This is a genomic window from Vibrio sp. 1CM24A (genome assembly GCF_023161725.1).
In the GTDB taxonomy this organism is placed as follows: Bacteria; Pseudomonadota; Gammaproteobacteria; order Enterobacterales; family Vibrionaceae; genus Vibrio; species Vibrio coralliirubri.
In genome coordinates, this window is sequence record NZ_JALNTS010000003.1 from 1 (window position 1) to 26,134 (window position 26,134).

26 protein-coding genes, 1 rRNA gene and 1 riboswitch are annotated in these 26,134 nt (G+C 44.5%); of the genes, 13 read left to right on the plus strand and 14 right to left on the minus strand.

The genetic code is table 11. The features are described from left to right. Positions 1 to 483 (minus strand): 16S ribosomal RNA (locus MSG38_RS07520); the annotation flags it as partial. 579 nt (positions 484 to 1,062) lie between these two features. Beyond that, entirely contained in the window at positions 1,063 to 1,587 is a 525-nt protein-coding gene (locus tag MSG38_RS07525) for a DUF3087 family protein (RefSeq protein ID WP_060981114.1), read from the minus strand. 255 nt (positions 1,588 to 1,842) lie between these two features. On the opposite strand from MSG38_RS07525, the gene trmY reads away from it, so the two are divergent. After that, positions 1,843 to 2,442 carry a tRNA (pseudouridine(54)-N(1))-methyltransferase TrmY gene (gene trmY / locus MSG38_RS07530; RefSeq protein WP_248401493.1) on the plus strand — a complete coding sequence of 200 codons (600 nt, stop codon included), beginning with the start codon at positions 1,843 to 1,845 and terminating at the stop codon, positions 2,440 to 2,442. Between the two features lie 105 nt (positions 2,443 to 2,547). On the opposite strand, the gene MSG38_RS07535 is transcribed toward trmY, so the two are convergent. Continuing rightward, complete coding sequence (locus MSG38_RS07535) at positions 2,548 to 2,850, minus strand: hypothetical protein (protein ID WP_048613875.1); 303 nt, start codon at positions 2,848 to 2,850, stop codon at positions 2,548 to 2,550. A gap of 382 nt (positions 2,851 to 3,232) precedes the next feature. Between MSG38_RS07535 and MSG38_RS07540 the strand changes: the two genes are divergently transcribed. Next, complete coding sequence (locus MSG38_RS07540) at positions 3,233 to 4,435, plus strand: hypothetical protein (protein WP_248401494.1); 1,203 nt, start codon at positions 3,233 to 3,235, stop codon at positions 4,433 to 4,435. A gap of 106 nt (positions 4,436 to 4,541) precedes the next feature. On the opposite strand, the gene MSG38_RS07545 is transcribed toward MSG38_RS07540, so the two are convergent. Continuing rightward, entirely contained in the window at positions 4,542 to 5,642 is a 1,101-nt protein-coding gene (locus MSG38_RS07545) for a permease (RefSeq protein ID WP_048613118.1), read from the minus strand. A 233-nt stretch (positions 5,643 to 5,875) separates the two neighbouring features. Here MSG38_RS07545 and MSG38_RS07550 point away from each other — a divergent pair, with 233 nt between their 5' ends. Further along, positions 5,876 to 6,172, plus strand: a complete 297-nt coding sequence (locus tag MSG38_RS07550; protein WP_004733042.1) for a metalloregulator ArsR/SmtB family transcription factor — start codon at positions 5,876 to 5,878, stop codon at positions 6,170 to 6,172. Beyond that, positions 6,156 to 6,755, plus strand: coding sequence for an RNA polymerase sigma factor SigZ (sigZ, locus tag MSG38_RS07555; protein WP_248401495.1), 600 nt, complete (start codon positions 6,156 to 6,158; stop codon positions 6,753 to 6,755). The genes MSG38_RS07550 and sigZ overlap by 17 nt, the downstream gene beginning before the upstream one ends. A 100-nt stretch (positions 6,756 to 6,855) precedes the next feature. Here sigZ and MSG38_RS07560 read toward each other — a convergent pair whose 3' ends face one another. Both MSG38_RS07560 and MSG38_RS24030 read right to left on the minus strand, forming a co-directional pair. Continuing rightward, positions 6,856 to 7,470: a YitT family protein gene (locus tag MSG38_RS07560; RefSeq protein WP_017065874.1), complete on the minus strand. Its 615-nt coding sequence runs from the start codon at positions 7,468 to 7,470 to the stop codon at positions 6,856 to 6,858. A gap of 460 nt (positions 7,471 to 7,930) precedes the next feature. Further along, complete coding sequence (locus MSG38_RS24030; RefSeq protein ID WP_193841067.1) at positions 7,931 to 8,080, minus strand: hypothetical protein; 150 nt, start codon at positions 8,078 to 8,080, stop codon at positions 7,931 to 7,933. Between the two features lie 29 nt (positions 8,081 to 8,109). Here MSG38_RS24030 and MSG38_RS07570 point away from each other — a divergent pair, with 29 nt between their 5' ends. The 3 genes from MSG38_RS07570 to MSG38_RS07580 all read left to right on the plus strand — a co-directional run bounded on the left by MSG38_RS07570 (position 8,110) and on the right by MSG38_RS07580 (position 10,713). Further along, positions 8,110 to 9,321 carry an MFS transporter gene (locus MSG38_RS07570; protein ID WP_048611602.1) on the plus strand — a complete coding sequence of 404 codons (1,212 nt, stop codon included), beginning with the start codon at positions 8,110 to 8,112 and terminating at the stop codon, positions 9,319 to 9,321. 224 nt (positions 9,322 to 9,545) lie between these two features. Continuing rightward, positions 9,546 to 10,271 (plus strand): sulfite exporter TauE/SafE family protein, encoded by a 726-nt coding sequence (locus MSG38_RS07575; protein WP_193841066.1) that lies wholly within the window; start codon positions 9,546 to 9,548, stop codon positions 10,269 to 10,271. 79 nt (positions 10,272 to 10,350) lie between these two features. Then, positions 10,351 to 10,713 carry an MmcQ/YjbR family DNA-binding protein gene (locus tag MSG38_RS07580; RefSeq protein ID WP_017631586.1) on the plus strand — a complete coding sequence of 121 codons (363 nt, stop codon included), beginning with the start codon at positions 10,351 to 10,353 and terminating at the stop codon, positions 10,711 to 10,713. Positions 10,714 to 10,741: 28 nt separating this feature from the next. Here the strand turns inward: MSG38_RS07580 and MSG38_RS07585 are convergent, their stop codons facing one another. Beyond that, positions 10,742 to 11,485, minus strand: a complete 744-nt coding sequence (locus MSG38_RS07585; RefSeq protein ID WP_248401496.1) for a phosphatase PAP2 family protein — start codon at positions 11,483 to 11,485, stop codon at positions 10,742 to 10,744. 373 nt (positions 11,486 to 11,858) lie between these two features. Next, a riboswitch (FMN riboswitch) is annotated at positions 11,859 to 12,009 on the plus strand. A gap of 348 nt (positions 12,010 to 12,357) precedes the next feature. Here MSG38_RS07585 and ribB point away from each other — a divergent pair. After that, on the plus strand, positions 12,358 to 13,014 hold the full coding sequence (gene ribB, locus MSG38_RS07590; protein ID WP_017054827.1) for a 3,4-dihydroxy-2-butanone-4-phosphate synthase: 657 nt from the start codon (positions 12,358 to 12,360) through the stop codon (positions 13,012 to 13,014). Positions 13,015 to 13,364: 350 nt separating this feature from the next. Beyond that, positions 13,365 to 14,213: a hypothetical protein gene (locus MSG38_RS07595; protein ID WP_048611609.1), complete on the plus strand. Its 849-nt coding sequence runs from the start codon at positions 13,365 to 13,367 to the stop codon at positions 14,211 to 14,213. Between the two features lie 124 nt (positions 14,214 to 14,337). Here MSG38_RS07595 and MSG38_RS07600 read toward each other — a convergent pair whose 3' ends face one another. Beyond that, positions 14,338 to 15,234 (minus strand): LysR family transcriptional regulator, encoded by an 897-nt coding sequence (locus MSG38_RS07600; RefSeq protein WP_248401498.1) that lies wholly within the window; start codon positions 15,232 to 15,234, stop codon positions 14,338 to 14,340. 162 nt (positions 15,235 to 15,396) lie between these two features. Here MSG38_RS07600 and MSG38_RS07605 point away from each other — a divergent pair, with 162 nt between their 5' ends. Beyond that, positions 15,397 to 16,035 (plus strand): NAD(P)-dependent oxidoreductase, encoded by a 639-nt coding sequence (locus MSG38_RS07605; protein ID WP_248401500.1) that lies wholly within the window; start codon positions 15,397 to 15,399, stop codon positions 16,033 to 16,035. Positions 16,036 to 16,108: 73 nt separating this feature from the next. On the opposite strand, the gene MSG38_RS07610 is transcribed toward MSG38_RS07605, so the two are convergent. Together MSG38_RS07610 and MSG38_RS07615 are read right to left on the minus strand one after the other, a co-directional pair. Beyond that, positions 16,109 to 16,762 carry a cupin domain-containing protein gene (locus tag MSG38_RS07610; RefSeq protein WP_248401502.1) on the minus strand — a complete coding sequence of 218 codons (654 nt, stop codon included), beginning with the start codon at positions 16,760 to 16,762 and terminating at the stop codon, positions 16,109 to 16,111. A gap of 131 nt (positions 16,763 to 16,893) precedes the next feature. Next, a complete protein-coding gene (locus tag MSG38_RS07615; RefSeq protein WP_248401504.1) occupies positions 16,894 to 17,661 on the minus strand; it encodes an SDR family oxidoreductase in 768 nt (255 codons plus the stop codon). Between the two features lie 105 nt (positions 17,662 to 17,766). Between MSG38_RS07615 and MSG38_RS07620 the strand changes: the two genes are divergently transcribed. Further along, positions 17,767 to 18,105 carry a helix-turn-helix domain-containing protein gene (locus MSG38_RS07620; RefSeq protein ID WP_248401505.1) on the plus strand — a complete coding sequence of 113 codons (339 nt, stop codon included), beginning with the start codon at positions 17,767 to 17,769 and terminating at the stop codon, positions 18,103 to 18,105. A 41-nt stretch (positions 18,106 to 18,146) separates the two neighbouring features. On the opposite strand, the gene MSG38_RS07625 is transcribed toward MSG38_RS07620, so the two are convergent. Then, positions 18,147 to 19,052 carry a LysR family transcriptional regulator gene (locus MSG38_RS07625; protein ID WP_102398150.1) on the minus strand — a complete coding sequence of 302 codons (906 nt, stop codon included), beginning with the start codon at positions 19,050 to 19,052 and terminating at the stop codon, positions 18,147 to 18,149. A 209-nt stretch (positions 19,053 to 19,261) separates the two neighbouring features. On the opposite strand from MSG38_RS07625, the gene MSG38_RS07630 reads away from it, so the two are divergent. Continuing rightward, complete coding sequence (locus MSG38_RS07630) at positions 19,262 to 19,981, plus strand: SDR family oxidoreductase (RefSeq protein WP_008216572.1); 720 nt, start codon at positions 19,262 to 19,264, stop codon at positions 19,979 to 19,981. Between the two features lie 106 nt (positions 19,982 to 20,087). Here the strand turns inward: MSG38_RS07630 and MSG38_RS07635 are convergent, their stop codons facing one another. Together MSG38_RS07635 and ompW are read right to left on the minus strand one after the other, a co-directional pair. Next, a complete protein-coding gene (locus MSG38_RS07635) occupies positions 20,088 to 21,899 on the minus strand; it encodes a choice-of-anchor I family protein (RefSeq protein ID WP_248401507.1) in 1,812 nt (603 codons plus the stop codon). A 202-nt stretch (positions 21,900 to 22,101) separates the two neighbouring features. After that, complete coding sequence (gene ompW / locus MSG38_RS07640; RefSeq protein WP_248401509.1) at positions 22,102 to 22,755, minus strand: outer membrane protein OmpW; 654 nt, start codon at positions 22,753 to 22,755, stop codon at positions 22,102 to 22,104. A gap of 399 nt (positions 22,756 to 23,154) precedes the next feature. Here ompW and glgC point away from each other — a divergent pair, with 399 nt between their 5' ends. After that, a complete protein-coding gene (gene glgC / locus MSG38_RS07645) occupies positions 23,155 to 24,375 on the plus strand; it encodes a glucose-1-phosphate adenylyltransferase (RefSeq protein ID WP_050620051.1) in 1,221 nt (406 codons plus the stop codon). 118 nt (positions 24,376 to 24,493) lie between these two features. On the opposite strand, the gene MSG38_RS07650 is transcribed toward glgC, so the two are convergent. After that, positions 24,494 to 25,924, minus strand: coding sequence for a Na+/H+ antiporter NhaC family protein (locus MSG38_RS07650; RefSeq protein ID WP_248401511.1), 1,431 nt, complete (start codon positions 25,922 to 25,924; stop codon positions 24,494 to 24,496). Between the last annotated feature and the right edge of the window lie 210 nt (positions 25,925 to 26,134).

The window sequence follows — 26,134 nt, forward strand, 5'->3', positions numbered from 1 at the left end:
AGCGCTATTAACGCTACCCCCTTCCTCACAACTGAAAGTACTTTACAACCCGAAGGCCTTCTTCATACACGCGGCATGGCTGCATCAGGCTTTCGCCCATTGTGCAATATTCCCCACTGCTGCCTCCCGTAGGAGTCTGGACCGTGTCTCAGTTCCAGTGTGGCTGATCATCCTCTCAGACCAGCTAGGGATCGTCGCCTTGGTGAGCCATTACCTCACCAACTAGCTAATCCCACCTAGGCATATCTTGACGCGAGAGGCCCGAAGGTCCCCCTCTTTGGCCCGTAGGCATTATGCGGTATTAGCCATCGTTTCCAATGGTTATCCCCCACATCAAGGCAATTTCCTAGGCATTACTCACCCGTCCGCCGCTCGACGCCCATTAACGCACCCGAAGGATTGTTAGTGTCGTTTCCGCTCGACTTGCATGTGTTAGGCCTGCCGCCAGCGTTCAATCTGAGCCATGATCAAACTCTTCAATTTAAAGTTTTGATTACCTAAATTAATAGGTGTGACTCAACGAATACTGACTTCAAAACTAATATTCATGTAAACATGAACATGTAATTTTAAAGCTATTACCATTCCAACAGAATGGTAATGAATTGACTGTGCCGAATAACTACAAGTAGTTAAACGTATTGGTCACTCAGTTCATTGAAATCAATTTTGATTCCGAAGAATCTGTTTTATCTAACGATAAAACGTTTTGATATTCATCAACGAGTGCCCACACAGATTGATAGGTTTAAATTGTTAAAGAGCTTTGCTTATCGAAACTTTCTTTTTACAAAGAAACCCTTGAAAGCGGACGTGAATTCTAGCGATTTAATCTTAAGTGTCAAACACTTTTTAAAATTAATTTGTTTCGAACTTTCCGTCTTACTGATTACCGCTGAAGCCTTGTGGCGTCTGCCGTGTCAGTGAGGCGGCATTATAGAGATCATCGAAAACATGGCAACCCCTTTTTTGATAAAAATTCAAAAAAGTTGCTTAAGTGTCTACTTTTACGTCAAAAGCTTCTTTTACCGGTCAAAGCTCATACAATTACAAGCATATCACTTAAAATTTCGCGACTAGGTCTTTCGAAAATTCCTCTATATCTAGATCAATACTCCATTTATCACTCAGTTCTACGATGTTATCTAGCGACTGTTGAACCGTTTTTATCGTCAATGTGTTGTTGTCTAGGTCGTATACCTGTTTTTGCGTGGTGTAGTAGAAGTAAAGGATGGTCAGCGCGTCTCGGTCGCCTTGCTCAGCTTTGGGTTGAATACGCTTTAGCTTACGATAGATTTGATTATGGATTTGCTTAAGGTTCCATACATAAAGTGCTTCTTTGAAGTAATCATGCCCTTTTACACGGCTCGCGATAAATACATTCAATGCGACTGATAAGATCACACCTAATACGTTCAAGTGGAAATTACCTGTCGATTCGCCTGCGATTGATTGTCCTGAACCGAATAGGTCAATCAGTATGGTTCCGAATACAATGGCGAACACAGCGAGTGACCCAACTAACGACACCAGCAACAGGTTCATCTTCTTTCTATATTCTTCTTTATTAATCTTCTGTAACTTCATCGACTACTTCCTTCTGCAAGCCACCTAATAATTTGCGCATACTATCTATGTAAACATTGGTTCGCTTCAACCCTTACCGTCTTGTAATGTGGTCATTCTCTATTTAATACTCAAAGTTCGCGGGTTGGTGCTAAGCGCAACTCCATTTGACTTCATTAATAGAAAAGAGTTACATACCGCCACAATTTTGGTTATTCATCAATTCATGTTGATAAAGTCCGTTTCGCTTTATCACATACTGACAAGGTACATTCCATGCGTTCATTTGTATTACGCGCTCGCGCAGCCCCTACAGAGAGCAAACTTATCTTAGAAGGTGTTGGGCAAGACGCTCATACTGAGATTCTGGCTCATACTCTTATGAACACGATCTTCGTTGCTCAATCTCATCGTGAGAATGTCACCGTGCACCTTGTATTAGAAAGTACTAAAGACTTCTCACGTACGATCACTTTCAATTCAAATGAAATCACCAACATTGGCGGCTTTCATGAATCGGCATTGTTATCAGCGGTAGTAAGAGCAGTTGACGCTTCTCAAGGTATGACCAAAGAGCAGATTCGTCAGGTTGAACCGGGGATCGTCGTTCGCACTATGAGCTTTGAAAAATTAGTGAAAGAACTGGCTGAAGACCACCAGCTATACATGATGGATAAGAAGGGTGACTTTATCCGTGATGCAGAGATTGCTGAAAACCCATGTTTCCTTCTGACTGACCACATCCCAATGCCGAAGAAAAGCTACAACAGTTTAAAGCGCTTAGGAACAGAAAAGATCAGCTTAGGCCCGAACATGCTGTTTGCTTCTCAGTGTGTTGTGTTGATCAATAATGAGCTGGATATTCGCGGTTTCTAGCCCGATGAGACACACCCATAATTAGCAAAGCCCGGTTATTCGCCGGGCTTTTGATTTTTGGGTTACCGATATTTGCTTTGCTCAACTTATTGCAAACTTGCCTCGTCACATCAGGTCTCGCATTAACGTCTCATACTGCTCAGACACCAACACAACCAAATGATTAAGTTCTTTTGCATCTTCCTCTGCCAGTAAAAGTTGCCAATCCGTCTGTTGACCACTTTCATCTCGCCCAAGCACTTTGATATTCCCTTGTTCGAGCTCAAACGATAAATGACTAAAATCCGTATCGTGATGTTCATGAGACTCTAAAATTTCAAACTCTAGATTCCCTGTTGGCTTTACCTGAATGTGTGCATGAAAATGCTGCTGATTCTGTAACTCATACTCCCTGTGTATTGCAAACATACTCCCTCCTATCAACCTTAATCTAAGCTCGAAAGCGATCTGTTATAAATTACCGGCTCCTTAGGTCGTAACCCTTAGACAGCAAGTATCTATACAAAGTGTAGGCATTAGATTTTAGCGCTAGGGCAAAATCAGCCTGCTGTTTGATACTAGACAAAATAACGACGAGTATTGTGACACTTAGATTGATATTTCTTGACGGTCGTAACCTATCTCAACATCTCCAAAAAACCACAAAGCATGCAATTTATAAAACTTGCGCCTCGTTCCATTTCTGCCCGTTGTTGGTCTGACCTTTACCAATTAATGGAGATTCCGCTCCAAGCTTATGATTCTACAGTTATACTTCCGATAATTTCGGTGAATTATTTTAAGGGAATATATGTCAATTTTTACCGTATTCTTCTGTGGTACAGGATCAAACTCAGAAGACAACAATCATAAAAACTACGTTTCAGGTGAGTTGATTTCTACGTTAGCGAAGAATACGACTGGCAGAGACATGATTGACTACATCCAAGTGGATGGCGTTGGCAGTGGGAATCAAAACGAATGGTTGAAGCAAGGCAAAGATGACACGTACTCCGGAGTTAAAGGAACGTTGCTAGGCAAAGGTATCGACAGCAACATGCGCCATGTGCTGAATATCTTGCGGGGAAGCCAACAAGATAAGAATGACTACATGAAGCGAGCCAAAGGGCTGCTTAGTGAATCTCGCCCAGAAAAGTCCGCTTGGCCTTTCGCAACCAACCAAAAATATCAGGATTGGTTGAAAGACTCACAAGCACTGGCAGCCGATCTCAAACAAGGTATCGCGGCTCGCCAGCAGAACATAGCGATTGAACGCCAAACTAAGCCCATTAGCCAAGTTAACATCGTAGGCTGGAGTCGTGGTGGTGTGAGTTGCTTTGAATTGGCGAACCGAATGCTCAAAGATCCCAAGCTTAGCCATATTCCCGTCAACATCTTTGCGTGTGACCCTGTGCCCGGCGGGATGAACGCATTCAAGGATTACAAATTACTGGGCAAAAACGTCAAACAAATCGTATGTGTTTTTGCTGAAGACGAACGTTCATTGGCTTTCAAAGCGAGAATGCCTCGCTTATCCCCTTCTACTCAATATTACACCACCTACATGCCCGGCCGACACGGCACTTTGGTAGGGAATGCGAATACTTCCGGCGGAAGCAAAGGCGCGGGATTACTTACCGGCCCAGGACTGGTGACAAGAGATTTCATGGAAAAGGTATTAACCGGTTGGGGCACGCAGCTTAAACCAAGTACGACATTGAACTTCTCTCGACAACGCATTATCGAACTGTACGAGCAAATGCGCAGTCATGAAGCGTATTTCAATAAAATGCACGGTATGACTTACACGGCTAAGAACCGACTACTATGGACGAGCAAAGATAGAATCGGCCAGCAGAGAGAACGTCGTTATGGTATTCCGATGTATCGTTTTCAGTTTCCCGGCATAACCAACAACTACGGCGATGCAATTAATCGGCACCACTGCGATGTGTTAGCTACCAACGCTTTCGCTGCACACGGTACTTCTGCCACGCTACCAAACCCAGTCTGATATTCCTATTTGATAAGCAGTTAAACAAAAAAAGAGCTCAACTAAGTGAGCTCTTTTTATTAACTATCTCTTGGTATCTGGGGAGTTATCCTAGAATCAAGCCTGATTAACCAAAGATGAAGCTGTATAGGAAGCCTGCACCCATCGCCATGCTTAGGATAACGAATAGGAATGCTGCAATCATTTGGTTCTTGAAGATTGATTTAAGCAGGATAACTTCCGTCAAACTTGCACCTGCACTACCAATGATCAATGCCATAACTGAACCCAACGCCATGCCTTTCTGTACTAGAGCTGCACTTAGTGGGATTACCGCTTCAGCACGAATGTACAGTGGAATACCAATCACGGCAGCTACTGGAATCGCATACCACATACCTTCACCAGCGTACTGTGCAATAAGGTCTGTAGGAATGAAGCCGTAGATGAATGAACCAATCGCGATACCCATCATTAGGTAAGGGAAAACTTGTTTAAAGTCTTTCCAAGTTGAGAACCAAATTCTCATCCAACGGCTAGGTTCTTTCTTCTCTACGATTTCAGCTGTTGCGCTTCCATCCGCTGAACAACATGAAACCGTGACTTGTGGCTCTTCTTTTTTAGAATCGCAGCAAGATGTCTCTTTCGCCATTACGGGTGCAGGTTCGCCGCATGCACTTGTACCACATGAAGACTCCGCTTTAGCCGGTGCTGCTTTCTTAGGAGCAGAGTCACCACAGCTAGTGCCACAGCTTGAAGCTGAACCTGTTGATTCATACGCTTCAGGTTTTACGTAACGCTCAAAGCCAAGCTTCTCAAGTGCATAACCAGCCACTACAGACACCGTCATTGCTACAAGGAAGTAGAACACCGCGACTTGCCAGCCGAACGTAATCACGAACAAACCAATGATCACCGGGTTCAATAGTGGGCTACCAAATAGGAACACCATCATTGGACCGAAACCCGCTCTTGCACGCAGCAATCCTTTTAGGAAAGGAATGGTCGAACATGAACAGAAAGGTGTAATTGCGCCCAATAGTGCTGCAACCACATAGCCCTTACCATTACGTGAGCTCAGGATAGATTGAATCTTTTCTGGTGTAAGGAACTCTTGAAGAATCCCAACAATGTAGCTGATCGCTAAGAAAAGGATAATTAGCTCTACTGCTAAGAAAGCGAACATATCAAGTGCGTCTTTTAGCATTGTTAACATTTCATTGCTCATAATTAACTCCAAACTGGATTGAAGGTCGGGCTCTATGAGAAAAGTAACCAACCCTTAATTTCGAATATTCTCGAATTATAGAAATAAACAGCTCCAGATCAAGCTTTATTTCGACAAAAATCGAAATGATTTTCGAAAACACAATTTTTCAATGACTTACACAGACACCGTTTTTAAATTTGAATTCGATATACATTTCGACTAACATCGAAATTAAATCTTGAGGAGTTAATATGAACTTAGAAGTCGTTGCGAAAGCACTTAAAGAGTTGGGGCACCCTATTCGCCTAACCATTTATAAGAGTGTCGTTAAAGCTGGCTACCAAGGCATTGCAGTTGGCGGCCTACAAGAAGAGCTAGGCATTCCCGGTTCTACCTTGTCTCACCACATATCAAGCTTGGCGTCTGCGGGCCTAATCAGCCAAAGACGAGAAGGAAGAACTCTATTCTGCGTGGCGGAGTATGAATGCCTAGAAGGTGTGATTGATTTCTTACAAGACGAGTGTTGCGTAAATGAACAGTGCAACTGATGCACATTTGAACGGGGCACCTTTGAAGCTCGAACAAGTCTGGGCCGAGTATCAGCAAGCATTAAAGTCATTCCTGCATTCAAAGGTCAACAACTCTGCGGATGTAGACGACTTGCTCCAAGATATCTTGATTAAGACCTATCAGAACTTAGACAAGGTACAAGATGCGAGCAGTGTTAAGGCTTGGCTGTTCCAGTTAGCCAACAACACCATTATCGACTTCTACCGTAAGCATGCACGCCAACAACGCGATAGCCAAATTGATGCTGAAGATCTGTGGTTTACCGATTTAGACCACGACTCTGAATTTAAGCAGATGCTTTCATTGTGTATTGAACCTTTTATTCAGGCATTGCCAGAACAAAGTTCATCGCTACTGCTTGCGGTCGACATCAAAGGTCAAAGCCAGAAAGAGATCGCAGAAGCGCAGAATGTCAGTTACTCAACGGTTAAATCCCGCGTGCAAAAAAGCCGTGCTGATCTTAAGAACCTGTTTGAAGAGTGTTGTAACTTGTCCCTGGATCAACAAGGCAATGTGATTGATTGCGAGCTAAAGCCGAACGCCAACTGCGGCAAGTGTTAATCGTTACATCGAATCCGTTATTTCAATAGAACAAAGCCAGCAATTGATGCTGGCTTTGTTGTTTTCATAATCTGCGAATCGAGTGCTTGGGCGAACCGAACTATGCTGCTTCCGCTTTTACCACAGGTTGATAGCGCCCCGGTTTATGATTCATTGCTAGAATCAAGTTGGTGACTATCGCACCAAGCACAGACAGAAGAACCAATGACACATCAACAATGAACAGAGAAAGCACAACAATCGTGCAGTCTAATGCCATCTGAACCTTACCTGCTCGAATTCCAAAACGTTCTTGTAAGAACAATGCCAGAATGTTGAAGCCACCTAAGCTCATCTTGTGACGGAAAATCACCAACATGCCGGTACCAATCAAGCCACCACCAAGTAAAGCTGCATACAATGCATGAATTTCGGCAATTTGAATCACGTGATACAAGTGATCCACAGCGAACGAAACAATCGAAACAGCGATAAACGTATTGATGGTGAAGCGCCAGCCCATACGAGCAACCGACAAAATATAGAAAGGTAAGTTAAGTGCGAAGAACACTTGGCCAAAGCTCAAATCTGTTACTTTGGTAATGAAGATCGCTAGACCAGCCGTGCCTCCGGTGAGCAAACCGACTTGGTTGAAAAAGATAACGCCGAGTGAAACCAGTGCGCTACCTAAGATCAGTGCCAGTAAGTTTTCGCGAAGGTTATGATCTTTATCCATGTGAATGACTCTCCCTGAATCTTTTAACATCGCGTTTCAGTAGTCTTGAAACGATTTATGTCCAAATTTACGATGTTTGACAGATAAGTCGAGTGAACGAGCAATGTTGCTTAGTGATTAGTTTGTATATTAGTTTTTACATCTTTGTGAAAACCGCTATTAAACATATAGTTATAAACCTAAATTTGGGCTTTCATTCTTAATTAGATAGTTGTTTGTATTAACCAACGAGCTTCAAGTTTTCTTATTTATTGAACACGTTTTGTCCCAATTCCAATCAAGCGATAATCTATGCATAAAACGCATAGACTACATCACAAATGGTCATTTGATACATAACCTACTCATCACTATGATGCGCGACTTCTTACAACATTGAGCGCATGTCAACACCGTATGTTTTCACAATCTCTTTTTGCCCAACTGGCCAGAATGACGCTATTTCTCGTCATTAGTTTGGTTATTGTGCATCACAGTCAGCCATTGATTGATCTCCTGGCTCAGCATGCCGTGAGCAGTGGCTGCCACCAGCAGTCAGCGCATGAGCATTCTGGGCACGAACATCACCATGAGATGACTGACCAACACATGTCAGCGCAAGACCACTCACATCACCACCATTAATTTAAGAGTATTAGAATGAGTATTTTCCGTTTTCCTTTACTGGTATGGCTTGGGATAGGCACACTTATTATCAGTCTAGGGATCAGACAATCATTCGGCATTTTCATGATGCCAATTTCAGAGCATTTCGGTACAGGTCGCGAGTTTTTCAGCTTTGCGATTGCGCTACAAAACCTATTATTCGGCGTGTTCCAACCTTTTGTTGGTATGGCCGCTGACAAATGGGGAGCAAGACGCATCATTATCGCAGGTGCATGTGCTTACGGTTTGGGTTTACTTCTTACCTCAATTTCTACCGAATCGAGCATGCTTTACGTTTCATTGGGTGCACTCGTTGGCCTTGGCTTAAGTGCGACAAGTTATGTGATCGTGCTTGGCGCAGTGGCGAAAGTTGTGCCAGCAGAACACGCGGCTAAAGCGTTTGGATTAACCACGGCTGCAGGTTCATTTGGTATGTTCGCTGTGATTCCGGGCGCACAATACATGCTGAACGAGTTTGATTGGCAAAGTGCGATGCAAGTGTTTGGCGTACTGTGTTGTTTGATGATCTCTTTTGCGCTGTTCATGCGAGCGCCTAAAGCAGCCTCAAACAAACAAGCGCAAGCTGAAGAGAACCAAACACTGAAAGAAGCACTGTCTGAAGCGTTTGCTCACAAAGGTTACTGGTTGATTCACGCGGGCTTCTTCGTGTGCGGTTTCCACGTAATGTTTATCGCAACGCACTTACCGAGCTATTTAGCAGATAAAGACCTGCCAGCGAGCAGCGCTGCGATGGCACTGGCTTACGTTGGCATCTTCAACATCTTCGGGTCTTACTTCTGGGGTGTGATGGGCGACAAGTTCAGCAAACGCCACGTTATGTCTGCACTGTACTTAGTGCGTACTGTGGTTATAGGTGCGTTTGTTACTCTGCCTGTGACTGAGTCAACTGCGGCTATCTTCGGTGCGGCCATTGGATTCTGTTGGTTAGGTACGGTTCCGCTAACGTCTGGTTTAGTTCGTCAGATCTTCGGTGCCCGTTACCTATCAACGTTGTACGGCTTGGTGTTCTTTACTCACCAAGTGGGTAGCTTCTTAGGCGCTTGGGTTGGTGGTCGTATTTACGATTACTACGGTTCTTACGAGCCAATCTGGTGGTCAACGGTGGTACTGGCATTTGCAGCAGCACTTATCCATTTACCAATCAATGACAAGCCGATTGAGCGACTGAAATTGGCAATGGCTTAACGTTTTATGCTGACTCCCCCACTAGCGTAAACAACAAGTCGTTCCAATAAAGCGAGTGAGTATTGAAAGGAAGCATCCTGAGATACTCACTCGCTTTTTTGTTGGTCGCGATAATAGAAATTATAACTAGCGAAACTGGCATAAACCTCACTGAATAATAAGACTATTGTTTTGGTTTTCATTTATAGTATCCACCCGCTCCTTTAAAACTAATCCGCAGGCTTATGGAATACATAGATCAGACTGTCCTTATCGCAATGGCACTCATTTTTGTCGGCTCGTTTGTGCAAACCGCAATCGGCTTTGGTTTGGCCATTGTTGCAGCCCCACTGCTGTTTTTGGTCTCTCCAGATTATGTACCTGCGCCTATCTGTTTAATCGGTCTGTTTATCTCGTTATTCAACGCTTTTAAACATCGAGCAAATATCTCTATTGGTGGATTAAAAATCGCATTGCTGGGCCGTATTCCGGGGTCACTGGCAGGTGGTGCTTTGTTGGTGATGGTTTCAACGAGCGTGTTGTCACTATGGTTGGGCTTATTGGTAGTATTTGCCGTGATTGTTAGCCTACTGCCCTTTAGACTCGAACCAACCCCAACCAAGATGGGTATTGCGGGGTTCTTCTCTGGGTTCTTTGGCACCAGTTCGGGTATTGGTGGTCCTCCGATGGCACTACTACTGCAACACCAAGATGCCAATCAGCTTCGTGGTAACCTTTCTGCGTTTTTCGTGTTTAGTTCGATCATCTCGTTACTGGTACAGATCCCGATTGGCTTCTTCACCATGCACCATTTGATCATTACCATCCCTTTGCTGCCTGCGGCTTGGTTGGGTTACAAAGTGGCATTGATGACGACACAAAGCATCCCTAAAGAGAAGATACGCATTGGTTCATTACTGCTATGTTCTATCAGTGGCTTTACAGCAATCTGGCAGGGGTTAGCTGGCTAGTTATTAGCGATAAAAACGGGAAGAAAAAATCTTCGAAAACCAACACAGATCAAACACCCAATAGATAAAAGGACGCTCTATGACTTACGACGAATTCAATGCATTCTGCGAGTCACTGCCTGCAACCAGTTATGTGATGCAGTGGAATAACTCTCACGTTTGGAAAGTGGGTGGCAAGGTGTTTGCGATTGGTGGTTGGGGACCGAAAGATGAGCCTGCTTTTATCTTCAAGGCGTCCGATCAGAATTTCGACTTTCTCAAAGAAGAGCCAGGCTATAAACCCGCACCCTACTTTGCTTCTCGTGGCATGAAGTGGATTCAGCTTTTTGAGAGCACACCAGAAAGGGATGAGGAACTAAGATACTACCTAACTGAGTCACACCGAATTGTGTCCTTAGGTCTAACCAAAAAGAAACAAGCAGAACTCGGGCTCAATCAGTAGCCAGAATCTCTGCTTGTTAATTATAGATTTATGCTCGTCTTAAAAACTTAGGCAATAAAGGTTCTATCTTTTGCGTTGGAATCAGTGGCACCAATAAATAAATTAAACCCGCAAAGGCGATAGACGCCGCCAAATCTTCAGGTCGATGCATGCCAAGCCAAACACGGCTATAGGCGACACCACCAGCCCAAACCAACAAACCGCCGACTAGATAAAAGCGTTTCGCCTCTAGGAACAATCCGCCAAAGAATGCCAAACACACACCGACAAAGATCATGTGTCCAGATGGGAAAGAGTAGTCCGTTTCGCCAAGCCAATGACGCGTTCGCCACTCGCTGACCTTATCTTGCACAGATTCAATCGCGGCATTTTTTTCTACCAAAGGCAGCTCATAAAATAGCTCTGGCATTTCAACCACTTCCTGCGTTACCAAATACTCAGAATAAGGACGCGGGCTCTCTGTTGAATGCTTTAAGAAGGTCTTCGCTGCAAAGCTAAGCACCAACAACAGGCCGAGTTGCAAACAAAGGCTGACTAACTTAGCTTTAGAAAACTTCATCGTGAGCAAGACTAAAGACAAAACAGCGAGCGTCACCAAGAATCCTTGATTGCCTGCCGAGTAAGTCACGAACGTCATAAAAGCACCGTAGAAAGGCAGAACCGCGCTTCCAAGGTCGAAGTCAGATCCAAAGATCAAAAAAGGCACTAGAGAATACAAGCTTAAAACGAGCAGTAATAAGCCTTTGGATTTGTTAGAGAACAGAGAAGTCATGGCTAAGATCTTTGAGATAAAGTGGTCGGATGCTATCGCAGCTTAGCATCGCCAATATCAATTTTATGTCAAAACGGTCAGTAAGCCGTCATGGTGTAACAATAATCGATTAAAGGGCCTCTTAAGTATTGAGCTGATGAACTGTCACGCCATCACCAATAATCCAGACCATCCACTTGTGTACATATAGACATCAAAACCCACTAAACATAGCCTGCGCCCGACTAAACACCACACGCTAAGGTCTGCCGATAAAGTGAACACTTACCGGATTATAAGGCCAGAATCTGAAAAACTTTGCTGTCAGTCCTTTAAATCCACTATCGAAAGGATTACCATCTGGTCTGCTTTCAAAGCAAAACAAATTATTAATTTTTATTCTCAGGGCGGGGCGAAATTCCCCACCGGCGGTATGTCCTTAGCAAAATCTAAAGATAAGCCCGCGAGCGCTCGATTCGTCGAGGTCAGCAGATCTGGTGAGATGCCAGAGCCGACGGTTATAGTCCGGATGAGAGAGAATGGAAACACACTCGTTTAAGTTGGAAAGGCGCACCTATCTATTGGGTTGATGCCTCCAACTCAGACGGGTGCATTTCGTTTTGGATAAAACCATAATGAGCTAATACCAATCACAGTAAATAAATGATCAGAGATAGCGCAGGAAAAACGCTTGAGAACAAGGCAAAATTTTTCGATAAGTAGTTATTCTACAGTCAAAAATTTCTAACGCCGTTATCAAGGGTTTTAACCAGCTAGAATGACCAGTTGTTTACTACGATTGGTACAAGCTACTTGTAATGAGTAGGCTTTGTTGTGCTCGGTTGAGATCCCTCATACAGCCCTGATTCTGGTGATATTTTAGGAGTTTAACCATGAATCAGTCTTCACTACTTGCCGAATTTGGCGAACCAATCACTCGCGTTGAAAACGCACTGCAAGCTCTGCGCGAAGGTCGTGGCGTACTTCTACTTGACGATGAAGATCGTGAAAACGAAGGCGACATTATCTACTCAGTAGAACACCTAACCAATGCTCAAATGGCGCTTATGATCCGCGAATGCAGCGGCATTGTGTGCTTGTGTCTAACCGACGAGCAAGCAAACCAACTTGAACTTCCACCTATGGTTGTTGATAACAACAGCGCAAACCAAACTGCGTTTACCGTCACTATCGAAGCAAAAGTTGGCGTAACAACCGGTGTTTCTGCCGCTGACCGTGTAACAACGATCAAGACAGCTGCCAACCCAACAGCTAAGCCTACTGACCTAGCTCGCCCTGGCCACGTATTCCCATTACGTGCGCGTAAAGGTGGTGTACTTGCTCGCCGTGGTCACACAGAAGGTACTGTGGATCTTATGCAAATGGCTGGTCTTCAATCGGCAGGCGTATTATGTGAAGTAACCAACCCAGACGGCACAATGGCAAAAGCGCCAGAGATCGTTGCTTTCGGTAAACTACACAACATGCCAGTACTGACCATTGAAGATATGGTGATGTACCGCACTGAGTTCGACCTTAAGCTTGCGTAACGTTTAGTTTAGTCCGCAATGCTAAACACTTAGCACTTAAGCTAACGAAGCTCAGAAATGAATATTGAAAGGCCTCACTCTTACTGCTTTTTCTAGTTAAAAGCATATAAAGGGTGAGGCCTTCTTCATTTCCTACTCTGAAATCTAAGTTCCATCTCCCCACCGACGACTAACCTCTCAAAAAATCCTGCAAAACATGAGAAACATTCACTCGAATGGTGAAGTCATACACCATCATTGATCATCCATAATTACAGAGAAATCATAAGCAACTGAAATATAACACTTATTTATTTTGGCACGGTGTCTGCACTACCACTAAGTAGGTATACAAATATTAGGAGTTGAATATGTTTGTAGTTATTTCAGTGGGTTTATCCCTATTAGTACTTGCGGCCCTGTTTCATTTCTCAAGGAAGAGACAAACAGCGCTATCACACAGGTTTGAAACCTTAGTTCTGCTTAGAGAATTATTGTTGTTATCACGCAAACATCGCGCGGCAACGCATTACGCTCTGGCTTATCGATTATCTAGTGAGTCGATTCGTAAAGTGAACGAGATTTACGACAACATACTTGAGGTATCTGAGCTACTTCAATCTCATGTCTCGTTCGATAGTCGCCCTATGTACCGCATCTATCACCTTAAGCTCATTGCCATGCACAGTGACTGGCAAAACCGCAGCTTGGTGCGTAACCAATCGATTCATGGCAAAACAATTCGCCATAGCATGTTCTTGATGGATGAAGTGATGATCATCTGGCTGATTCAGTCTGAGCGAGAAGACATGAGCCGTGAGTATCACATGAATTGGCAACAGATCTTAGACTGCATGGAAATCCTGACCAAGTTACGCATGTGTATACCTGATATGGAGAAGCCTGAGGAGTATGCGAGATTCAAATTCTACGCATCTCAAACACACCGTAAACTCAACCAATTATCGATTATCTGTCCTATCAGCAGTGGGTCACCCATTTGCACACGTGCGATGCATGCACTCACCGAGATCGCATCAAGCACTGAAGCCACCCAACCAGCAGATAGCATGTACGAATTAACCAGTGATATTTCTAGCGTCGTATCGCAAGTTTACGACCAAGTATTATCCGACATTACTAGAAGCTTGTATCAGCCTTTACCAGACGTAAACGAAAAGGTGATAAATACCCGATTATCCGTGCATCATTACATGTAAAGACTTCGTGAGAGGAGAGCGTGCTGGAACTCTGAATTATTGAGTTCAAATCCGATATCACCTTTGATATCGGATTTTTGTATTTATGGGTTGTAGATTTATGCGGGTAAGCATTTATGCCACTTCAAACATCGCCAGACTTGATATCGCTAGACCAAGCTTCTGCTGCAAAATCAATGAACTGACGAACAACTGGCAGCTGATAACTACGAGACAAATACACCGCCCAAAGCACACTACTCGGTGAAACAAAATCATCCAAAACTCGTGTCAATTTACCATCCGATATCAATGGATTCGCTAAGTCACAAGGTAAGCGAACAATCCCTTTTCCATGCTGTGCGGCGCGAGTTAATACTCCAACATCGTTAGCCTTAATGGTGCCAGACACCTCAACCGAATAGTGCTGGTTATCCTTAACGAAATCCCACTTAGAAACACTCAAATGGCGAAAGCAGTTATGCTGTCGAAGTGCTTCGACCGTTTGAGGTTCACCATGTTTGTCTAGGTAGACTTGAGAGGCACACACCACTGAATCAATTTCCATTAGCTTTCGAGCAATCAAGCTATCGTCAGGTTGATCAGTATAGCGAAGGGCAATATCGATTCTTTCATCTACCAGCTGCGCAAAACGGTCTGAGGCAAACAACTCGACCGTGATATTAGGATGACGCTCAGTAAACTGTTCAACCACATCCAACAACATGTTTTGAGTTAAGCCAATCGGCGCTGCAATTCGAATTACCCCTGAAAGATCGTCGGTTTGATTAAGTGCAGTGACTTCTAGCTCTGCGGTTTCATGGAGAATTTTTTCGCAACGTTGCAACGCAATCTCTCCTGCCGCAGTCAAACTTACCTTACGAGTGGTCCTGTGCAGTAGCCTTTGTTTTAGCCACCCTTCGATCTCTTGAACATGACGTGAAACCTGCAACCGGCTCATATCTAAGTGCTCTGCTGCTTGAGTGAAGCTGGCACAATTCGCAACTTCGACAAAGCTACGCATTGCCGTCAACCTATCCATCACGCTCTCCTTGAACTACTTGCTAGCTAATCAAATCTTATTAGATCACCATATAGATACAATCTACATCATTTTACGATATTTATCGCAATCTAGTGAGCTATTAGACTGCAATGGCTGTCGAGAAAACGACTCAATAAATTAGATAATTGGAGAGACATTATGAAAATTGCAGTATTAGGCGCATCTGGTTGGATTGGTAGTCACATTGCTCAAGAAGCTCAATCTCGTGGTCACGACGTGGTTGCAGTCGTAAGAGATGCAAGCCGTGTAGAAATAAACAATGTTGAGGTTCGTTCATTTGATTTACAAGATGAAGCAGCAAGCCTTGCAACCGCACTATCCGGCGTTGATGCAGTAATCACTTCGATTGGCGGACGTGCTTTGGGTAATCACGACATCGTAAAAAATACTGCGACTAAATTGTTAGCCGCATTACCAAGCCTTGGTATCGAGCGCCTACTTTGGGTTGGCGGTGCAGGTTCATTAGAAGTGGCGCCAAACGTACCGTTAGTGACCGTTCCTGACTTCCCAGCAGATTACAAAAACGAAGCGCTAGCACAAGGTGAAGCTCTTGAAGTGTTCAAACAGTCTAACAGCAAGGTTAACTGGACGTTCATTAGCCCAGCGGCAGAAATCTTCCCGGGCGAGAAACTGTCGACCTACCGCACAGGTGGTGATCAACTGCTCACCGACGAAGATGGCAACAGCAAAATATCAGTCAGCGATTACGCGATTGCGATGATTGATGAGCTCGAATCTGGTAAGTTCCCACGCCAACGTATTGGTGTTGCTTACTAGTCAATTCATAAAAACTAAAAAAGCCGCTTGTTCAAAACAATGCGGCTTTCTCATCTTTATATTGAGCATTCCTTTAATCCAATGGCAAGTGACCTGTTTTCACTAGGATGACTGTCTCTTCTTCCACATAAGGGAAATGCTCACTCATGTGAGGGCTGCGCATCCATGTGTGTTTCGGGTACTCGCCGTGTTCATCTTTGAAAGTTCCAGACAATACAAAGATCTCTTCACCACCAAAGTGACGATGTGGCTGAAAGCGTTCTCCGACAGGCCACTTCACTAAAGCGACATGTTCGTGCTCAAACTCGTGCAGTGGCATGACTTGTAAGCCACCAATGCCCGTAAGCCATTCTGTTTCTAGTGTATTAATACGGACTTGAGTTAAGTCTCTCGCATCAAACTGATTAAGCTTAACCAAGATCGTGCAGCCGTCTTTACTCGATGGCGAGTGCGCGCTGCCCGGCGGATTACGGATATAAGTGCCCGCTGGGAAATCTCCGGTTTCATCGGAAAAGACACCCTCTAAAACGAAGATCTCTTCACCTTGTGGATGCGGGTGCTCAGAAAACGAAGATTCAGGATCGTACTTCACCACACTGGTCGTGTGACCTGATTCTTTCTCTTCTCTTTCTAACGGCTTGCGCCATACCCCTTTGGCAGGGCTCCCGACCCAATCTAGTGGTTCGGTTTCTATAACCAGTCTCTTTGAAAAGTCCATGTTGAACATAGTGGCGACCTTACTCTTGTTATCGTTTTAATTATTATTGTCTTTCTAGCTTCTATTCTACGCGAATACTCATCAAGGAGGCCATCTCGTTGCTATTTACCTACGCGACAGCCACCTAAAGAGAATCCTGATTAATTGCGACCAGCGATTACACCACCATCAACATCCCAAATTGCGCCTGTTACCCAATCGGCACTATCTGATAGTAAGAAAGAGATGCTGTTTGCGATGTCTTTCGGCAAACCTACGCGACCAATAGGGTGGAATGCGTTGAAGCCTTCTAGCGCTTGATCTACTTCTTCCGGCTTAATGAAAGATTCGTAAATCGGTGTTTTAACTACTGCTGGAGAAACCGCATTCACGCGAATGTTGTGGTCCGCCAGTTCCATCGCCATGTGCTGTGTTAATGCGTGCAAGCCAGCTTTTGCCATTGAGTACGCAGACGATGGTGTCGCTTTGATTGCTTGCTTACCCCACATAGAACCAACGTTAACCACACTGCCGCCGCCGTTCTTGATCATCAACTTGCTAATCGCTTGAGTGATGAAGAAAGTCGCTTTATTAAGCTGCATGTATTGGTCGTAATCAGATTCTTGGTGCTCAATAAACGCTTTAGGGTTGAAGTAGCCAGCCGCATTAACAAGGTAACCAATACCCTCTTCGATAGACTCTAGATGCGCGATAAGATTCGATACACTTACATCATCATAAAGGTTAGCTTGCCAACCAGAAGCGTGGCCTAATGATTGAAGTTCTGACACCGCTTTATCTAACTTAGTTGGGTTATTGCCGACAACCAACACATGGATGTTTTGAGCGACTAACTGCTTCGCTGTTTCAAAGCCCATGCCGCTTGTGCCACCGATTACTACTGCAATACCATTTTTAGTGAAGTTCATTTTGTTATCTCCTAAGTCATGTGAACGTGGTAATCTTAGGCTTTGAACTAACACTATGAATAGTAAGTACAAATCGGTTAGGTAGGTACTTATTGGTACATCTTTATGAAAAATCAGGAAAACTTTTTTTCAAGAAAATCAGCACCAGAGCGTTCCGCTCGTATGGTCGAAACCATCTACGGCTGTAAATGGTCGCTAACGGTTTACCAATTACTGGCAAGTGGCATTAATCGCCCCGGTGAAATGGTGCGCTCGGTCGAAGGATTATCGACCAAGGTACTGAATGAATGTTTGAAGCGAAATGTGGAGTTCGGGATTCTATATAAGCAAATGTTCAACGAACTCCCACCAAGAGTTGAGTATCAAGTGACACCCTTTGGTGAGAAGTTTTTACTGATTCTGGATCAGCTGGAAAGCCTACAAAACGAAATCGACGAGATGTAAGCCCAAACCAGTCAAACGAATAGCAGACACAGCAAGCACGTTTAACTCACTGGCATTTGCTCAAAGCGACCTTTTACGAAATCAATGAAGGTTCGAATTCGACTTGGTTGATAGCGGTCTCGATGGTAGATCGCTGAAAAGTCCACTTTAGGTACTACCCACTCATCAAACACCTGCTCTAGTTGTCCGTCATTGAGTTCTTGTAAGCAATAGATAGTGGGAACTCGAATAATCCCGTTACCCGACTTCGCACCCTGCACCAACACTCGGCCATTTTTACATTGCAGCCTGCCCGTCACATGCACATCGACCGTTTTCTTGGTGTCGTCCAACGCTTGAAAGCTCCACTTACGCACCGAGCCTGTTAAGCAATCATGATGGATAAGATCCTTAGGGTGATTAGGTTTTCCTTTACGAACGAAATACTCAGGGCTCGCCAGTGTTCCCATCTCAATGTCCAATAGCTTCCTTGCGATAAAGCCCGCGTCTTCTAAGCTTCCCATGCGAAAAGCGATATCGAAAGCATCTTCAATCAGATCCACTCGGTTGCTACTGAAATCAAGGCTAATGCTGATGTCTGGGTAGAGCTGCATGAACTCATTGACCAGATCAGCGATGATCACCTCACCCAAATAACCGCCAACACAGTTTACTTTTATGTCGCCGCGCACTTCTTCGACATCGTCCACAGCAGCAATCAAGGCTTGGTCTATATTATCTAAGGCTTGTTCGCATCTCGCGTAAAGATCTTGCCCTGCGTGAGTCAGCCTCAAGGTTCGTGTGGTGCGGATAAACAGCGTCACGCCCATCTGCTTTTCTAAACTACTCACTTGGCGTGACACGTGGGAGCGAGACACATCAAGCTCCTCCGCCGCTTTAGTGAAGTTACCTAAACGAGCGATCAGCACGAAAGAACGAATATCAGACAGGTTAATTTGATTGAGCATGGCCGCCAGCTTACTAGTGAGGTTATGAGATACACGCTTTATTGTTGCACCACAGCAACAGTGTTTCAAGTAAAGCGCTATATATCAACAATGCTATTTTCCTTAATATACCTCCATCGCAACGAAGCAAGGCAACAAGCACTTGATTCGAATGCACTTAAACAATACGTCGTAGCCAACCGACGCAATAAAAGTACAGAGGAAACAAAATGAAAAAACTAATCGTAATTACAGGTGCAAGCTCTGGCATTGGTGAAGCAATCGCTCGTCGTCTAAGCGATGAAGGTCACCCTCTGCTACTTTTAGCTCGTCGTATTGACCGCCTTGAAGCGCTGAACCTACCAAACTCACTGTCAGTAAAAGTAGACGTAACAGACAAAGCATCTTTTGATGCAGCAATCGCACAAGGTGAAGAGAAATTCGGCCCTGTAGATGCGCTTATCAACAACGCTGGTGCAATGCTTCTTGGTCAAATCGATACTCAAGACGCACAAGAGTGGAAGACAATGTTCGATGTGAACGTGATTGGTCTTCTAAACGGCATGCAGTCTGTACTTGCTCCGATGATGGAACGCAACACAGGTACTATCATCAACATCAGCTCTATCGCGGGTAAGAAAACATTCCCAAGCCACGCAGCTTACTGTGGTACTAAGTTCGCGGTACACGCTATTTCTGAGAACGTTCGTGAAGAAGTGGCGGCTTCAAATGTTCGTGTTACCACTATCGCACCGGGTGCTGTAGAAACAGAACTTCTGTCTCACACAACATCTCAAGAGATCAAAGACGGTTACGATTCTTGGAAAGAAGACATGGGCGGCGTATTGGCAGCTGACGACATTGCTCGCGCTGTATCATTCGCTTACCAACAACCACAGAACGTATGTATCCGTGAGATTGCTCTAGCACCAACTAAGCAACAGCCATAGGTCTTTGCTATCGCTACTAAATAAGCGATGAACTAAAAAGCGCCACTACTTAACAAGTCGTGGCGCCTTTGTTTTGATTCGAGCTAATTGCTAATAATAAGCTTGATTAAAACTCAACGCGGTAAACTGATGTGCTACCACTTACTTCATTGCCGACAGCGATAAAGTGGTTACCTGAACGTGTGAAATACTTGATTGATTCAGGGCCTAAATCCCCCGCTTTCGAGTTGTAAGTATCGTTGTCGCAATCACCGTCTTCATCAACCTTAGTGCACACTGGTTGTGTAAAATCTCGGTTGTTCAAGTAGCTGATGAAAGTTGCGTTTTTAGGCTGTGTTACGTCGTAAACCATGATGCCACCTTGGCGCTCAAGACCAATAAAGGCATAGTACTTACCGTTAATCTCAGCCACTTCGATAGCCTCAGGTTCTACCCCTTTATCATCACTGCGATCGTCACCACTTTGGTTGTTATCATTGGTGCTGTTGAAGTTTGCAGGATCTTGCTCAAGTACGATTCGAGCGAAATCATCGCCGCTATCAAACACTAATTCGCCTGACTCATCCCAGATAGAGAAAGAACGGCTGCCGAATGCTTGAACCTTTTGGTCAGCAGCGAGTGTCCCTTGTGGCTTAATCACTTTAAGACGTGCAAGTTGCTTGTTGTCTTTCAACGCTCCAGCCAATGGGTGGTTAGCGTCAACATCTAACTTCTTGCCGCGTACTTCATCGACATAAGCAATACAAAAGTCTTTTTCTGTAGTGTAGTTTTCGGTGCCTTGATAATCGTCACCGTCCCACTCAAAACCTTTCTCATCACACATTTCTTGCGTGGTCTTGATGCCATACTCACGACCATCACCTTCGTTCGCAGTCACAATGTAGGTGTTGCCCTCAACACTGTAGCTAGTGATGCTATCTGGCATGTAAAGGCCTTCTAACATTGCGTAGCTTTGTAGATTACCGATATTTTTGTCTTTGTTTGACGCATCTAGCTTAGCGTTATCCCAAAGCTTTCCGCCTAGTCCAAGAATCGCATCCACTTGTGCACTCGCCACATCAATCGCGGCCAACGCGTTGTTTTCTTGCAGGGCTACGTAGAGCTTTCCGTTATCAGCAAACGTTAGGTATTCCGGTTCAAGATCTTGAGCAACGGTTGCATTCGGCGCAGAGATTCGAACCTTGTCGCTCAGCTCTGCATGACGAGGCTGACCTTGATTAAATGCCTTGAAATCAATTTGAGTGACTGTCGCTTGCAACGGACCATTGGTTAAATCAACCAGCGTTACTGTACCTTCAGGATCAATGCTGTAATCCGCATTCGGCTCACCTTCATTTGCAGAGGCAATGTAGCGACCATCTTTCGAGAAGCTCACCATGTCCGGTAGTGCACCAGCCGTATAAGTAGTGATCAGCTCTAATGTGTCTGAACGATAAAGTGCAATGATGCCGTTTTTTTGCTTGTCGGCATTTTCAATCGCGACGGCCACTAACCCTTGATGAGTCGACACACTGTTCGCTGCACCAATATCAATACCAGAAGCTGCAGCCGCTGATTGAAGATCAATAGAACCCGAAGAGGTTGGTTCGCTAGCCGAGTTCATTGATAACACATCAACCTTCTGAGCTTGAGCGTTAACCACATAAAGCTTGTCGGTACATGAATCGTAGCTGACGATTTCGGCTGCAGAAGTATCAAACGGGGCGTCAGCAATAGCACGGCCAACTAGGCTGATTCCCGTTACCTCAGTATTGGAAGCGCTTGGCTGTTCGATGGATTGACATTGAAGGCTAAAAGCATCAAGTGACGTTTGAGATGGCGTAGCTGTCGTTGGTGATGTTGATTGAGAACAGCCTACTAGAGCAGAACTTACCGCGATAGGCAGTAATAGTGTCAGCTTATTAAATTTACGATTCATATATCCTCCATGATTTGAATCGCGATCATAGAAGACTTTGATGACACTTATCTTTCTCTTTTATTAACAATAAATGATGACAATAGGTTTCTTTCACTCATAACAACAGAGAGTTAAGGCGAGCACTCTATTAACAAGTAAGCAAAAAAAAGCGCCCAAGCTGGCTGATGCTTGAGCGCCTTTAGTAAACTGAATAGGGAGATTAGAAGTTGTAACCACCACCGATCATGAATACCCATGGGTCGATATCAACATCTGTTGAGTATTGTGTTGTTGTTCCACCCACTGTTTGTTTGTACTTAGCTGTTGTACCAATATCTGCATACCAAACTGACGCATTTAAGAACCAATCTTCATTGATCATGTAATCAATACCGATGTTAGCCGCCAAGCCCCAAGAATCGTCAAGAGATAGGTCACTTAAGCCTGCACTTTTACCCGTGCCATTCAAACTTTCATCGAAAAATACCGTGTAGTTGATACCCGCACCCACATAAGGACGGAAGTCGCTGTTCGCTTGGCCGAAGTAGTATTGAACCATAAACGTTGGCGGAAGGTGTTTAGTGTCAGCAACTTTACCTAAGCCATTAACAGAAATATTGTGTGAGAATGGGCTCGCTGCAAGTACTTCAAAACTGATGTTGTCAGTAAACATGTAGCCAAAAGTCAGGCCAAGTTGAGTATCTGAATCTACTGAAAACTCAAGGTCTGAGTTGTCTAGAACCGCACCACTGCTATCGTTTGGAGAAACTGTTGCTGCACCTGCACGGATGATGAAATCACCTTCTTTATGAGCAAGAACGTTGGTTGACATAAGAGCCGCAATAACCGCAATACCACATACTGTTTTTTTCATTATAATTTCCTTTTGGGGGCTTAATCTTTATTGGTGAATGAGTAATCATTTCTTATTTTGCGTGCAAGGTAGCATAGAATAACCCTACTTTATTGATGGAAATCAATTTGTGAAAAGTTGTGATTATTTGTGTAAATTTATATCGACCCGATCACTTTATTCCTTCATTTTATTGACAGTTTTGTAATGCAACTTTTCCGTGCGTCATTTTGTTAATTCAATCCGTCACTTTGCCCGTAACTCTTCGGATCAAAATAGAGCAAGCCAATATCTCGAACGCTTCATTTTGGTGCAGAGCAACAAGAATCAATCTCGCCTCGTATAATATTCAATGAGTTACATTTGGCTTAGTGCTTGCAAGTCTATGTTCATAATCATAAATACATTGAGGTTCTGATCATGCAAGACACTCTAACAATCGTTCTGGCCGGCGGTGTTGGCTCTCGGCTTTCCCCTCTCACTGATAACCGTGCAAAACCTGCGGTACCCTTTGGTGGCAAATATCGAATCATCGATTTCACTCTCGCGAACTGCTTGCACTCCGGGCTACGCCAAATTTTGGTGCTGACTCAGTACAAGTCTCACTCTTTGCAAAAACATTTGAGAGATGGTTGGTCGGTGCTTAACCCCGAGCTCGGCGAATACATCACCAATGTTCCCCCACAAATGCGAACCGGTGATAGCTGGTACAGCGGTACTGCCGATGCGATTTATCAAAACTTGTATCTGCTTTCTCGTAGTGAAGCCAAGCATGTGGTGGTGTTATCCGGTGACCATATCTATCGCATGGATTACGCGCCAATGCTTAAGCAGCACAAAAAGAACGAGGCCGACCTAACCGTGGCGTGCATGGAGGTTTCGATTGACGAAGCCAAAGAGTTTGGTGTGATGGAGATAGATGAATCTCTAGAGATCAATAACTTTACCGAGAAGCCACGTTACCCTGCATGTGTACCTGGTAGGCCAACTCGAAGCATGGCTTCAATGGGTATTTACGTCTTTGATAAAGAGGTACTAACACAAGCGCTACTGGCGGACGCCGAAGATCCGAACTCAAGCCACGATTTTGGTAAAGACATTATTCCTAAGTTGGTCGGCAACAACAGCGTTTACGCGTATAAGTTTGGTGATGAAGAAGGCCGAGTGACCCAAGATGCGTACTGGAGAGATGTGGGTACTATCGACTCTTATTACCAGTCCAACATGGACTTGTTAAAGCCAGCCTCTCCTATCGATTTATACCAACCGGATTGGGCGATTCGCACCTATGACCAACAACTGCCACCAGCGCGAACCATCGCTTCTGTAGAGGGGAACCAAGGGATATTCATCAACTCGATGATCGCGAATGGGGTAGTGATTGAAGGTGGTTCGGCGCAAAACTCTATCTTCTTCCCTAAAGTGAAAGTCAGTAATGCCGCGATTGTGATTGATAGTATTCTGTTTGAAGATGTTGAGATTGGAAAAAATTGCCACATACAAAACTGCATCATCGATAAGAACGTTAAAGTACCAGATGGAACCCAGATCGGTGTTGATAGCCTTGCCGATGCGAAACGCTTCCACATATCAAAACAAGGCGTGATTGTGGTGCCCTCTTCTTATCAGTTTGAAGAGTGATACTCCCTCTAGCGTAGCTTCTTATTAAACGACAAAAGGCAGCGAATTCGCTGCCTTATTATTTACTCACACGGCTTCAGTTAAGCTTAACTGTCCATGCATTCGATTAAACAGAACCTTAGAAAGGCCCTAGCTCGATCATTTGAGCAATCACAACGGAAACCAAAGCACCCACCGACCAGAACAAAAACAGCGGTAAGAAGAAACGAACCCACTTGGTGTAAGGTACTTTTGCTATAGCCAATACCGCCAACAAGCCACCATTGGTTGGGTAAATATAGTTAGAGATACCATCACCCAATTGAGAAGCCAGTGCCGCCACTTGACGAGTCACTTCACCAATATCAGCCAACGGAATAATGATTGGCATGGTGATCACCGCTTGGCCGCTGCCAGACGGAATGAACAGGTTGATCGCAGCCTGCGAGAAGTAGATCCCTGCTGCTGCCACAAGTTTAGAGCTACCAGAAATGATCTGTGCAAGATAGAAGATAATAGAATCAACAATCTTCGCATCTTCCATAATGGTCAACACTGAACGAGCGAAAAAGATGATCAGTACCGCGACCAATACGTCGCTAACACCTTTGGTCCAGTATTCACAAATCTTGTTGGGAGATAAACCCGCCACCAAACCCGGAATGATCGCCATCGCCACGAATGCACCTGCAATCTCAGTGAAGCCGAAACCCATCGTCAACGTGCCGAAGATCATGTACGCGAACACGCCCAAGAACGCGATGCCCGCAAGCTTTTCACGTGTGGTCAGTGTTTTCGCTTCAACGTTAGATTCGTAGTGGTAACCCGTACCGTGCAACAAGCCTTTGGTCGGGTCTTGCTTAACTTTACGTGCGTAGTTAAGTACATACCAAGCACCCGTTAGCAACATGAACATACCAACAATAAAGCGGTACCACATGCCCGAATACATAGGCAGTTCAGCAATAGTGTGTGCGATACCCGTAAAGAATGGGTTAGCCAAAGCGGCAGCGAAACCGGCACAACTTGCCAGTAAAACAACACCAAGTGCCGTAATCGCGTCATAGCCAAGCTTGATACAGATCGGGATCATCAAAGAGATAAAGATGACATCAAGTTCACGCATACCGGTGAAGGTAACGTTGAAGAAGATCGCCGTCATGATCACAGGTGCAATCACGTACAAGCCCTGCTTCTTTAGCTTAGTGGTTAGCGCAACTACGGATGCGTCTAACAGACCCATATGCTTGATAATGCCAAAAGCACCACCCACAAATACCACAACGCCCATCACGCCAGAAGCGGATTTGAAGCCTTTAAAAAATGATTCGAAAAAAGTGGCTAATGTTGTTGGGTTGCTGGTCAATTGTGTGTAGCTGTCTGGGTCGATAACCGTGCGGCCATTCATGACCACTCGCTCGAATTCACCAGCAGGGATGAAGTAAGTTGCGATTGCAGCAACGATCACCATGATAACCAAAGATAGAAACGGGTGGTTTACTTCTTTCTCTGTCGGCGCTGTGTTACCAGCTTGAGATGTAGGTACGGATGTGGATACCGTAGTCGTCATATAGACTCCTTATTTGTCAGCAACTAAGGTTCACTTAGCCGCCGAGAGGGATTTTTGGAAAAACGAAACCCTTCACGCTGAACTAAGTTCGCGCTAATTTAGGCTGTTTCAAAAAGGCCTTTGATAGATGGTGCTCTCAAATGTACATAGTGAAGTAGTGAGTACTACTCTCTTTGCGTCCGAGCAAAATGCAGATGTTCAGCCAAGTCA